This is a genomic window from Convivina praedatoris, assembly GCF_933208495.1.
In the GTDB taxonomy this organism is placed as follows: Bacteria; Bacillota; Bacilli; order Lactobacillales; family Lactobacillaceae; genus Convivina; species Convivina praedatoris.
On the sequence record NZ_CAKOET010000003.1, the window covers coordinates 183,356 to 196,315 of the forward strand.

Below are 12,960 nucleotides of genomic sequence, written 5' to 3' on the forward strand. Positions count from 1 at the left end.
ACCAAAATAAAAAGACCTCCTAAATGGAAGTCTTATAAATTATTATCTAAATTTAATTACTGACGATAAACGTATGAGTAAGGGTTCCCGTTAGCTGAAGCATAAGCATTGTAGTTATGTTCGCTAACAGCAGAGTTGGCAGCTCCACCAGTAGAATAATCAGTTGAGATTTCCTTAGCACCATTACCATTAGCATCATCGCCTTGGCTGATAACCATTACGTGACCAGCAGCTCCGGCTGATTGACCTTTTTGACCCCAGACAACCACGTCACCACGTTGAGCATTCCAACCTTGGTTTTCAGCAATCAACTTGTAGCCGTTTGAAGTAAGATAACCATGCAAACTATCCGTATTATACAGATAAGCAGGCTTAGAACCACCAGCCTCGTAGATAGCTTCAGTCATTGAACCAGAACAATCAGCAGTACCATCTGATCCGTTACGTGAACCATTCATTGAATAAGTCAACTTACCTTGGTTATTAGTAAACCAATTAACAACCTTTTCGCTGTTCACACCGCTTTGTTGTGAGCTAGGAGTTTGAACAGTAGGCTGTGGTTGAGCAGTAGCTTGACTCGTGGTCTGTGATGACTGTTGAGTTTGTCCTGGGACAGCTTGACTTTGAGTTGTTTGTGGGCGAGAAACCACTTGTTCAGAAATAGCATTAGTTTGGCTCTGGCTAGTTGAACTAGTTAGGCTAATACCATGATTTTGGCTTTCAACTTGACTAGTTGAAGCTGGTTGCACTTGCGTAGCAGCACTTTGACTCTGAACTGTTGAAGTAGCGGCTTGACTAGTAACTTGTGATACCAAGCCTTGAGTTGGTTGGTTAGTCGTGCTGACTGGGTTCATATCATGTGCAGCTACATCAACAGTTGGATAAGGAGTCTGTTCATTAGTAGGTCCTTGTTCAGGTGTTGGTACAGCTTGCATAGTTGGATCAGTACTAATAATTGGCGCACCAGCACTATAAGTTTGTGTTGCTTGAGGAGTAGGGAAAGTAGTTGCAGCAACACCCTCAATCTTCAATTCTTGACCAGCATAAATCAAGTTGGCATCTTGAATGTGGTTAGCAGCAACCAAGTCAGTTGTCTTTACATCAAAAGCCTCAGCGATTGCGTTTAAGGTGTCACCACTTTGAATTTTGTAAGTTTTTGTCGCTGCATTGAAAGTCTGACCCTTCTTAGAAGAAATCGTATCGGCACTGTTACTCTGCCAGTCAGCAGCCTGAGCACTTTGTTGTGCCGACAAACCCATCATTCCTAGCAAAAGCATCGACGACATAATCTTAGAAGTACGGTGTTTAGGTTGATTATTTACATTGTTACTTTTTGACATTGAAAACGTCTCCCAAATATTTAGTTCTGACTCAATCTTAATATACTATTTGATAATATGGACTCTAATATCTGAATCCAATTCTAACATAGGTTTATTCTAACATAATATTAAGAAATTCTTAAGCTATGCAGGTAAATTTAATCAAGTGATAAAAATTATTCCGTAAAAAAATCCTGAAATGAACAGGATTTTTAGTGAATTAAATTACAAAGCGGTGATGAAAGTCAATAATCCAAACAAAATCCCTGGCATGTTCGCAAAGGCAACTGGTAAATCTCGGGGATTTTTAAACAAACCATAAACGGTCCACAAAGTACAGTTAAGAGCCGCAACTAGCGGCTGCAGTGGTTCTGCCTTATGCCCAGCTAAGTTAGCTTGTATCTGTGGTATGTATGAAACGTACATCATGACTGCCAAAACAGTCGCCACCCAACTTAAATATTTAATAAATGTTTGTAATTTCATAATTGTTCACTCCTTTACAAAGTAAATGATACTCACTTGAGAAGTTGATAACAATACAAAATGATTACAATTATTTTAAAGTATTACATTTTATGAAATTTTAAATAGTTTGCTAAATGGATTTCAGCCTGTTGGATGCTATATTTATTCGAACTTAGTGTTACAAGCTGTCCCCGATCGTTAAAAAATTGTCCCGTTACATGCGCTAACGACTGGTCTAATGCTAAAAACCTCCCCACTGGTACCGTATTTTGCATGAGCCTTTGAGTATAAGGCATTAAATTACTCTGAATATCACCTGGGAAAAAACTATTAACTGTCGTATCATTCTTAGCCAGCATCTCACTCAATAAAATTGTCAATAAGGTTTTGTGACTTAATAACCAACTTGCCCGTTGCATTGTTGTGATTTGCTGCTCACAAATTGGTAAATTATGGATTGCCATTGGATTACCAGATACGATTAAGACTCGTCCATGCTTTAATAGTTGGCTTAACGCCATGGTAAAAGCATAATGAGACCGTAAATTAATCGAAATATTATCTGTCGCATTCTTAGGCCAAACACCAGCGCTATTAATTAGTACATCAACTTTGTTCCATAATTTTTCAATGGATTTTTTAATTTTTTGACGATCATTTTCGATACTCAAATCTCCCGCGAAAAAATGAGCATGGTGTCCCAGTCGGCTTTGAGCTTCTTGTCCCCGACGATGGTTTCGGCCAATAATAATAACGTTATTATCTTGAACTAAGTCTTTAGCAATCGCGTAACCTACGCCAGATGTGCCACCAGTAATAACAATATTTTTCATTCTCTCCCCTTATATATCTATATATAGCGATATGTGTTATAAAAAATAAAAATAAACAGCGCTATAAATCACGCTGGATATTCTTACCTAAATTTTGAATCATTGACTCATTTCGACGATAATAGGTCCACTTGCCATGTCGTTCTGTCTGTACTAAATCAACTTGCACTAATATTTTTAAATAATTTGAAATAGTTGATTGGGACAAGCCGGAACGAATAACAATCGAAGAACCACAAACACCGCCAAAATGTTGCAGCATATATCGGATATTTTCAACCGGCACATCGGTAAATTCAACTTCTGGTTTTTTTAGCCAAGCAAGTATATCAATTCGAGTTTGATTAGCTAAGGCTTTAAATATATTTTCATCTAACTTCATATTCCTATTATATCGTTATTTAGCGATATGTAAATATTTAGTATTTATCCCAGCCAGTTAAGGTTACCTTGCCCATCATTTTACCTGACTCAACATCGGCGTGAGCCTTTCGTAAATTAACGGCATTGATGGGCTGGTAGTATTTAGTCTGAATTGAAACCAGTTTTTCTTGATCATAGAGTTGGGTTAAGTGATTTAAAATCTCGTGTTGGGAAATCATGCTATCGAGTTGATAGTAAGACTTGCTGTACATCCACTCCCAAGCAAAGGTTACCCTTTTTTTAGTCAATTTCTGTAAATCAATCAACCGATGATTTTCGGTAGTGGCGGCAACATGACCATCGGGTTTAATTAACTTAGCAATCTCATTCCAATGGGCATCCAAATTATTCAAGTTCAAAATATAATCTACATATGGCATCTCTTTAGTTCGAATTTGATTAACTAAATTCTGATGGTGATCAACGACTTGGTCAGCTCCAAGCATTTGAACCCAGGCAATTGAATCTGGACGTGAGGCAGTGGCAATCACTTTAAGACCGGCTAGCTTGGCTAATTGGATTGCCATAGAACCCACACCACCAGCCCCATTAATGATTAAAATAGTCTGATTATGGTTATCCCAACCAACCTTTAGCTGTTCAAATAGTGATTCGTAAGCGGTTAGACCTACTAGCGGGATGGCCGCTGCTTGCTGGTCATTTAAAGACTGAGGTGCTGAACCAACAATCCGTTCATCAACAACTTGCTGCTGGGCATTACTACCACTTCGTTTAAAATCTCCGGCATACCATACGCGGTCACCAACTTTAAAGAGGGTCGCCTGCTCTCCGACTGCTAGCACGCGACCAACTGCATCCCATCCAATTACCTTTGGATGGACAAAACGCGTAGATCGACCACTTTTTCGGACATAGGTATCAACCGGATTGACAGACACACCATCCACTGCAACTAATAGATCATGGGGCTGTAATTTTGGTTCATTAATTAAAACATTCTGAAAACTATTTTCATTAGAAATTGGTAAATGTTGGTAAAAACCAACCGCTTTTATCTTTGTCATTTTATGGCACCCCTTTACAATTAGGTTAGACCAATCGTAGGCCAAAAAGAAGACGTAAATTTAAAAACACCAGGTGCACTTAAATTCACCCTAAAGTTTCTTCTTATGAATGATAAAATTAGGCTTAATACAAGTTGGTTGAGGTTTATATGCGTAAAATTTATGACTGTGATCGTGGTTGTCCAGTACAAAATACCCTACAATTTATTGCGGGCAAATGGAAAAGTGTTATCTTATATCATCTATTTAAGGCGGAAGTGCTACGTTTTTCCGAACTGCAACGGAGACTCCCCTATGTTTCTAAGCGCATGCTAGCTAAACAGCTAGCTGAATTGGAAGCTGACGGTCTTATTATTAAGAGGATTTATCCAGTGATTCCAGTAAAAACCGAGTACCGTTTAAGTGACTTCGGTCAAAGTTTTCAGCCCGTGATTTTTGCCATGGAAGCTTGGGGAGAAAATTACATAAAAAAGTCATATCAAGGCTCATCTCGATGAGCCTTGATATGACTTTTGCTGTTAGTATTTTAATCAGACAATTTCGAGTGTTTAATTCCATAAGCAAAGTAAACTATCAAACCAATGACTAACCAGATGGCCACTGAAATCTTAGTTGCATCCGGCAACATGATAATAAAGTAAATACTGGCTAAACCAGCACAGACTGGCAGAACAGGATACCAAGGCATTTTGAAACCTGTATTGGTAATGTCATTGCGTTTTCTTAGGGGGATAATACCAAATGACATCCCGGCAAAGGCCAATAAGGTCCCTGCATTAATCAATGAGGCTAATTGCTCCAGTGGAACCACCCCTGCAAAGAAGGCTTGAACAATCAGGGCGATTATAATAGCGTTTTTAGGTACCTTGTATTTGGGATCAATTTTCCCCATTTTACCTGATAATAATCCGTCCCGACCTAGTGCGTAGACCAAGCGTGAACCACCAAAGAACATTGTTAGCATGGCAGTAAAAATACCAAAAAGAGCACCAACAGTAATGACTTTATTCCAACCATCCAAGTGGGCCAAATGTAGCGCATACGCCGCTGGGTCATCAACATTTAAATGTGTATATGGCACCATACCAACCAATACCAGTGAAAAGACAACATATAAAATCACGGCAATAATAACGGTTCCTAAAATACCACGGATGATATTTTTCTGCGGATTGACTGTTTCAGCTGAGTTAGAAGCTAAGGCATCAAAACCAATAAAGGCAAAGAAAACCGTTGCTGCAGCCGTTGAAATACCGCCTAATCCTAGCCATGAACTATGGAACTCTGCTGGATAAAATGGCACATAGTTACTTGATTTGATATAGAAAGCACCCAAACCAATAAACAATAAAATAATAGCAACTTTAACAATGACTGCTATATTTTCAACTTTTTTAGATAACTCCGATCCACGCGCGACAATAAAGGCAATGACTAAGATAATTAACACCGCAGTAATATTAATCACACCGCCATCCATTGGACCGCTTTGTAACGCCTTTGGTAAGTGAACGCCGACAGCATCTAAAATGTTATTGTTAAAGTATGCTGCAAAGCCAGTTGCTTCGGCCGATACAGCTAAGAAATACTCTAAAATTAAAGCCCAGCCTAACATCCAGCCGATAATTTCTCCGTAAACAACGGTAGCAAAAGAATAGGCTGAACCAGCAATGGGCATGGCCGAAGAAAATTCAGCATAAGCCATCCCCACAATCCCAGACAATAACGCCGCAATAAAAAAGGCAATGGCTACGGCAGGACCTGCGTGTTGAGCAGCTTCATGTCCTGGTAAAATAAAAATTCCCGTTCCAATGACTGCGCCAATTCCAAGCCCAATTAAGTCCCATGGACCCAATGTTCTTTTTAATTGTGAATCAGCTTTCAAGTAATTATCGACTGATTCTTTACGAAATATCCTACTTATCATTTTCTTTCCCCCGTAGTCATTATTAATGCTCCTGTTCATTAGGAACTTAATAATGGTATCAATGCTAATTAGATTAGTAAAATTAATCTTTTTAATGAAAACATTAGGAATAATAATCAAATGAATCGTTTTTTCGTTTTTCAAAAAATAATTGAAACTGGCAGTTTTACCAAAACAGCCAAAGAACTAGGCTATACTCAATCGGCCATTAGCCAAACCGTCGCAAATTTAGAGAAAGAATTTGATCTGGTACTTTTAAAACGTTCTCGTAAAGGTATCCATCTAACTCCTGCTGGACACAAATTATATCCAGAATTTCAAAAAATAACACGACAATATTTGGACATGAAAGAAATGGCTGACCATCTTAAAGGTCTAGAAACTGGGACTGTGCGAATTGGTGCTAGCAATAGTATTTCCCGTTATTGGTTACCAGCTTTAATTAAGGGCTTTGAGGACCAATATCCACAAGTTCACTTTACTTTATATCAAGGTGATTACGATGAAATTAAAGATGATATTTTAGCAGGACGCGTGGACTTTGGCTTCTTAAAACAAACTTTAAATGGTGGTTTAAAAACTATTCCTCTTAAAAAAGAGCGTTTACTGGCCGTAATGGCTTCCAACCATCCCCTTGCCCAGCAAAAAATTGTTAGTTTACAAGATTTAACACAGCAGTCAAATAATATTATTTTAATTCCAGAGGGTTCTCATAGCGATGTCACCCTAGCCTTTGATCAAATTGGCGTAAATCCTCACATTAAAGATCAAATTCAAGATGATTATACCGTCATGGCCATGGTGGAAGCCGGATTAGGCGTTAGTCTCGTTTCAGAATTAATGGTTGGTAATTCAGATTTTAAAATTGCCCACGCCGCAACAGTACCTGAAATCGTTCAGTCAATTGAAATCGCCTATCTTAATCAGAGCAGCCTATCAATTACCAGTAAAAATTTCATTCACTATGTTGTTACTAAAAAAGAACAATTACCTTAACAATAAAAGACTAACTACCACAAATGTGATAATTAGTCTTTTCACTTAATTTTAAAGTAAGTCAGTAGTCACTTGAATTAGATAATCGGGATTTTCTGCTTGCAAACTAGCCACATCGTGCGCTCCCCAGGTTACTCCACAGGTATGAGCTTGGGCTGCCTTGCCCATCTGTAAGTCAAAAATGGCATCGCCAATCATAATTGATTCTTCTGGATTTAACTGCCATTTTTCTAAAATAGCCAAAACACCATCTGGTGCAGGTTTAAAGGCTGTGACCATGTCTGATCCCAGAATATCTTGAAAATATTCAGCAATTCCTAGAGTATGTAAGTTCCTCATTAAGGAATCGGATCGTTTACTAGAAACAACAAAAAGTTGTTTTCCTTCAGCAACTAGCTGCGCTAAGGTTGATTGCATACCATCAAATGAAGTAATATGCTCGCTTTCAAATTCACGATAATATTGCCGAAATACATTTAACAAAGCCTCAAACTCAGATTCTGTAAAATGATGATTTTCCGCCATCTTCTTAAAAGATACTTCGATGGGAATACCCATATAATAGTTGATTTGTGCTGTCGTTGGTGCAACTAAACCAACTTTTTGAAAGGCCGCTTTCGTCGCTAGTTGGGCTGCTTCTTCCGAATTAGCCAGCGTACCATCAAAATCGAATAAGTAATTTTTCACTATGAACTCCCAAGTTTTGATAATGCTAGTTTAAACCAAAAAATGAACATAAAAAGTGATTGCTAGAATTGTAGGTAACTTATTGGCAACTTTAATTTTTAAATTCAATAACATTTGATACGAATTAAAGGTAATTAAGGTATTCTCACTAGTAAAATACCTAAGAACCCATTCTTTAATCGCGCTATAATGTTAACGTTATTTAACTAAAACCGTAATTTAAGGAAAAGAGATTATGAATTTATACACTTATAATTTTTTAAACCAAAATCATAGCACAATGGATTACATCTTTCTATTTTTGGTAATCGGGGTTGGTTTAATTTTTGCTTTTTCAGTTTATAAATACTTAAAAAATCGAAGTGATTTAAAATTTAGAGATTTATTTATTTTACTGTCACTCGTCGTGGCTTTTATTATTGGCGTCCAAATTAATAACATCAATAGTAATAGTTTATCTAACAGTCACGAAGTTGCCCATCTTTTAAAACAAATTAGCCATGATCAAAATGTTTCTACAAATGATATCTACGCTGATTCTACCAATTTGTCTGATGGCATGCTTATTAAAGTGAAAAATCAATATTACACAGTACAATTAGACAACAAACACACCGGTTATCGACTAGCCGAAACAAAATCACTTGCATCAGAAAATATTAATTACATTACTAAGAACAGTATTTCTTTTAATCTAGCTGATAATAATTATGTCACTTTAGGACTGAAGTTATTAATTGGTTTTATTATGATTGTGGTACAAATTAACCTGTCCGGTAAATCTAACCTATCTCAATCAACCGTAATTGACCAAATGCAAAACTATGTTTTGGGAGGTATCATCGGAGGAATGATTTATAGCCAAACAATTACCATTTTAGAATTTACACTGGTCCTACTATTATGGTCAATTATTATTTTCAGTAGTCGTTTTATGTCACAGAATACTAAAATTTTCCATCATTTATTGATTGGAAATCCTTTCACGGTAATTAAGAACGGTAAAGTTGACGTGGCAGCCATCCTTAGAGCAGGAATGACAGCTGATGATTTATTGTTTAACTTGCGAACCAGTGGGATTCACAATATTCATGATATTGATGAAGCCGTATTCGAACGTAATGGTTCAATTACTGTATCTGATGACGATAGTCAGCGCGTATACTCCATAATTGTTGATGGTAATATCAATGACAACGAGCTTAAAGCTGCTCACTTAAATCAAACTGTTTTAAAAGAACATTTGCAAATTAATGGGCAACAATATGCTTCTGATCAAATTTTCTTAGGTCAGTTTCAAAATGGAGAATTTTACTTATTACCCTACCCTAATCAAGAACAGGAATAGTACCAAAAAAAGACGTCAATTGGCGTCTTTTTTCTAACTTCTAAATTAATGAAAACTTTTTAAAATGTGCTGCCAAATACTGAATTGTCAGACTTTTAGGATTTTTTACTAATGTTTCCGGTACTCCTTGGGCAACCAATTGACCACCTGCTGAACCGCCACGCGGCCCTAAATCAATCAGATAATCAGCATTAGTCATCAAGTCTAAATCGTGCGTAATAATAATGACCGTTGCTCCACGACTTTTCAGTTGATTGATAACACCTAATAAGACTTGAATATCAAGGGGATGTAGTCCAATTGAGGGTTCATCAAATACGAATAAGGTTTGCTTTTGAGATTTGTTGAGGTGATTAACCAACTTTAAACGCTGAGCTTCACCCCCTGACAAGCTGGGTGTACTTTCACCTAAATGAAGATAGTTTAAGCCAATCTCATCTAGTAATTTTAGCTGTTTCTCAATTGCTGGAACAGCTTCAAATACCGGTATTGCTTCTTTTACTGAAAGGTTTAGTAAATCCACAATACTATATCCATGCCATTTAATTTGCTGAATTTCGTCCTTATATCGACTACCATGACAGTAAGGACAGGTTTCTTCAATATCAGGCAAATATTGAATATCTAACGAAATTGTTCCTTGACCATTACAGTGCTCGCAAGCACCTTCTTTGTTGTTATAAGAAAAATAAGCAATCCCGTATTTTTTTACCTTAGCTTCGGGTAAATCGGCGAACATTCGACGCAAATTATTCATAATACTGGTATAAGTGGCCAACGTAGAACGAGTATTTTTTCCAACTGGTTTGGCATCAACGCTAACTACACTTGTTAACGATGTATGCAAATCTTTAACCTGAGACGGCAGACCTTGCCCATTATTTTGCGCTTGAATAGCCGGAATCAAGCTATTAAATATTAAGCTAGTTTTCCCTGCTCCTGAAAAGCCAGTGATAGCGGTAATTTCATTACTAGGAATCGTCGCACTGATATTCTTGATGTTAAAGTAATTTTGCACTACCAAATGAGTATCAGGAAGATCAAACTTACTCTCCACCTTAACCTTTGCATGCATAATTTGAGCAGTGCCGGCTAAAAATGGCCCAATCAAGGAGTTCGGATTTTTTGTTAGTGCCATTGGCGTTCCCTGGGCTACAACTTGGCCACCTGCTGATCCTGAACCAGGTCCGATTTCAATGACCCAATCGGCAGCGCCGACAATATCAGCATCGTGATCTACGACAACCAATGAATTTCCTTGAGCCACCAATTTGCGAAAGACATTTAGTAAACCTTTCACATTGTCAGGGTGCAATCCAATTGAAGGTTCATCTAGAACATATAAAACGCCAGTTGTTTCAGTTCGCAAGGTACGTGCTAACTGAATACGTTGCAGTTCCCCCGTTGACAGGGTGTTGCCAGCTCGATCCAATGTTAAATAATCTAATCCTAATTCTAGAACTGGGCGTAAAGTATCTAATAGATTATCAAACAACGCCTTTGCCATTGTTTGCATTTCAACAGGCAAATCAGCCATCGTTTCCTTTTGCCAATTGCTAAGCTGCCCTAGTGATAGTGCCGATACTTGAGCAATATTTTGACCAGCTACTAATTGGGTTAACACAGAAGGATCCAAGCGAGTGCCATGGCATTTAGGACAAGTCGAAAAATGGAAAAATTGATTAATTTTTTTCAGTGAACGATCACTTTTAATATTCTTTAATGATTCATAAACCGCTTCATAAGCATTCTCATATAATGTGTTATCGGTGTGGAATACCCGACCGGTTGAGGTACGAAAATCAACTGGGTATTGCTTTTTTTCACCGTGCAATACAATGTCTTTTTCGTGAGCTGCTAATTCCTTATAAGGTACGTTAATTCGGACACCCAAAGTTGCCACCACACTAGCCATGAAATTTCGGCCTGGTAAGTGCCATGAGGCTACAGCTCCATTGGCAATACTTAGATTCTCATCACTAATTAATTTACTCTCATCCAATTCTCGAACTTGGCCAGTGCCATGACATTGTTGACAGGCACCACTGGCATTAAAAGAAAAATCTTCGGCTGATTTAGCCATAAATTCAACCCCACAAGTTGGACAAGTAATAATACCCATCTTACTGTCAGGGCCAGCCGGTAAATCCATTGCTTGAGCAATCGCTAAGCTTGGTTTAATCCGATGTCCATTAGGACAAACAGCAGAGCCTAATCGAGAAAAAATGAGACGTACAACATTGAACAATTCACTCATTGAACCAACTGTTGAACGATCTGAAGGCACACCAGGTCTTTGACGAAGGGCAATAGCCGAAGGAATATGTTTAATTTCTCGAACCTGGGTTTTTTGGCTTTGCCCCAACCGACGGCGAGTATAGGTCGACAACGCTTCCAAATACCGTCGAGATCCTTCAGCATAAAGAATACCCATGGCTAATGAACTTTTTCCTGATCCAGAGGGTCCTGATATGGCTACAAACTGGTTAAGTGGAATGTCTACGTCAATATTTTTTAAATTATGGACTTGTCCCCCACGTACTTCAATTTGACTAACTGCTTCTTTTTCGGTTTGCATGGTTCACTCCCCATAGTGTTCTTGATGCCATTCCTTAATCTGTTCTAGTCGCTTTTTAAAACGACTCTCATTTCCTTGCGTGGTTGGCTTGTAATAGACATGTCCCTGCAATGAATCTGGCATAGTTTGCATGTTAGTGAGCTTATCTTGCGCATAATGCGCCAACTGATAGCCCTTCCCATAACCTAAATCTTTCATTAATTTAGTGGGTGCATTACGAATCTGCATCGGTACTGGTTCATTTTTAGACTGTTTTACATCTTTAGCTGCTGCTAGACGTGCCTTATAAATCGCATTTGATTTAGGTGCTAATGATAAATAGGTAACGGCTTCGACCAGATGGACATCACATTCTGGCATTCCAATCAACTGACAGGCTTGAAAAACATTAACAGTTAAATTAAGCGCGTTGGTATCGGCCAAACCAATATCTTCACTAGCAAATCGAACCAAACGTCGAGCAATATAAAGCGGATCCTCACCACCAGCTAACATGCGTGATAACCAGTAAATAGCCGCATCTACATCGCTATTGCGCATTGACTTATGTAAGGCAGAAATAATATTATAATGCTCTTCACCATTTTTATCATAAAGTACAAATTTTTCATTAATTAGCTGGCATAAGTCATCAATTGTAATAGTTGTCGTTTGGCTAACTACCTTACCATTCAACACCGCCATTTCCAAAGTATTCAAAGCTACCCGAGCATCACCATCGGAAAAGTTAGCAATAGCTTCAAGTTCATCCTGACCAATATTAATCTTTTGTTTACCAAATCCAGCTGGGTTACTTAAAGTGTTTTTTAATAATTCAACGAGATCATCTTGCAGTAAATGATGCAACACAAAAACTTTGCAACGTGACAATAAGGCCGAGTTAATTTCAAACGATGGATTTTCTGTTGTTGCGCCGATTAGGATAATACTTCCCTGCTCGACATAAGGTAAGAAAGCATCTTGCTGAGCTTTATTAAAGCGATGAATTTCATCAATAAAAACAATCGTCTTTTGACCGACCTTTTGATCATCTTCAGCCTGCTTCATAATTTTTTTAATCTTAGCAATACCACTGTCAACTGCACTAAAACTAAGAAAGGCGGCCTGCGTTTGTCGAGCGATAATTTCGGCCAGGGTTGTTTTCCCAACGCCTGGTGGTCCCCAGAAAATCATGGAGGAAACCTGGTCATTATCAATCATCTCACGTAGTATTTTCCCATGACCGAGTAAATCCTGTTGTCCTACGAACTGGTCTAAATTTTGAGGACGAACTCGATTCGCTAATGGCATGTTTTGAGACGTACTGGCAAAAAGAGATTCTTGTTGGGACATATAATCAACTCCCTCTTACAT

General features: G+C 38.0%; 12 protein-coding genes. 3 read left to right on the forward strand and 9 right to left on the reverse strand.

From position 1 onward, the window contains the following. Positions 1–56 precede the first annotated feature (56 nt). From M4974_RS04135 to M4974_RS04155, 5 genes are all read right to left on the reverse strand, one after another. Entirely contained in the window at positions 57–1,340 is a 1,284-nt protein-coding gene (locus M4974_RS04135) for a C40 family peptidase (RefSeq protein ID WP_248715775.1), read from the reverse strand. Between the two features lie 207 nt (positions 1,341–1,547). Continuing rightward, the gene (locus M4974_RS04140; RefSeq protein ID WP_248706132.1) at positions 1,548–1,808 is read right to left on the reverse strand and encodes an SWEET family sugar transporter; all 261 of its coding nucleotides are present in this window, start codon (positions 1,806–1,808) and stop codon (positions 1,548–1,550) included. A gap of 83 nt (positions 1,809–1,891) precedes the next feature. Beyond that, the gene (locus tag M4974_RS04145; protein ID WP_248706131.1) at positions 1,892–2,623 is read right to left on the reverse strand and encodes an SDR family NAD(P)-dependent oxidoreductase; all 732 of its coding nucleotides are present in this window, start codon (positions 2,621–2,623) and stop codon (positions 1,892–1,894) included. A gap of 61 nt (positions 2,624–2,684) precedes the next feature. Continuing rightward, positions 2,685–3,005 carry an ArsR/SmtB family transcription factor gene (locus M4974_RS04150; RefSeq protein WP_248706130.1) on the reverse strand — a complete coding sequence of 107 codons (321 nt, stop codon included), beginning with the start codon at positions 3,003–3,005 and terminating at the stop codon, positions 2,685–2,687. Positions 3,006–3,042: 37 nt separating this feature from the next. Continuing rightward, positions 3,043–4,071: a zinc-binding alcohol dehydrogenase family protein gene (locus M4974_RS04155; protein WP_248706129.1), complete on the reverse strand. Its 1,029-nt coding sequence runs from the start codon at positions 4,069–4,071 to the stop codon at positions 3,043–3,045. Between the two features lie 149 nt (positions 4,072–4,220). Between M4974_RS04155 and M4974_RS04160 the strand changes: the two genes are divergently transcribed. Then, positions 4,221–4,568, forward strand: coding sequence for a winged helix-turn-helix transcriptional regulator (locus tag M4974_RS04160; protein ID WP_248706128.1), 348 nt, complete (start codon positions 4,221–4,223; stop codon positions 4,566–4,568). A gap of 29 nt (positions 4,569–4,597) precedes the next feature. On the opposite strand, the gene M4974_RS04165 is transcribed toward M4974_RS04160, so the two are convergent. Then, positions 4,598–5,995: an APC family permease gene (locus M4974_RS04165; protein WP_248706296.1), complete on the reverse strand. Its 1,398-nt coding sequence runs from the start codon at positions 5,993–5,995 to the stop codon at positions 4,598–4,600. A 123-nt stretch (positions 5,996–6,118) separates the two neighbouring features. On the opposite strand from M4974_RS04165, the gene M4974_RS04170 reads away from it, so the two are divergent. After that, positions 6,119–6,994, forward strand: coding sequence for a LysR family transcriptional regulator (locus M4974_RS04170; protein ID WP_248706127.1), 876 nt, complete (start codon positions 6,119–6,121; stop codon positions 6,992–6,994). Between the two features lie 51 nt (positions 6,995–7,045). On the opposite strand, the gene M4974_RS04175 is transcribed toward M4974_RS04170, so the two are convergent. After that, positions 7,046–7,681, reverse strand: a complete 636-nt coding sequence (locus tag M4974_RS04175) for an HAD family hydrolase (RefSeq protein WP_248715776.1) — start codon at positions 7,679–7,681, stop codon at positions 7,046–7,048. A gap of 235 nt (positions 7,682–7,916) precedes the next feature. Here M4974_RS04175 and M4974_RS04180 point away from each other — a divergent pair, with 235 nt between their 5' ends. Further along, positions 7,917–9,029, forward strand: a complete 1,113-nt coding sequence (locus M4974_RS04180; RefSeq protein ID WP_248706125.1) for a DUF3290 family protein — start codon at positions 7,917–7,919, stop codon at positions 9,027–9,029. Positions 9,030–9,069: 40 nt separating this feature from the next. Here the strand turns inward: M4974_RS04180 and M4974_RS04185 are convergent, their stop codons facing one another. Further along, a complete protein-coding gene (locus tag M4974_RS04185; protein WP_248706124.1) occupies positions 9,070–11,607 on the reverse strand; it encodes an excinuclease ABC subunit UvrA in 2,538 nt (845 codons plus the stop codon). A gap of 3 nt (positions 11,608–11,610) precedes the next feature. Then, positions 11,611–12,939 (reverse strand): replication-associated recombination protein A, encoded by a 1,329-nt coding sequence (locus M4974_RS04190; RefSeq protein ID WP_248706123.1) that lies wholly within the window; start codon positions 12,937–12,939, stop codon positions 11,611–11,613. Positions 12,940–12,960: the final 21 nt, after the last annotated feature.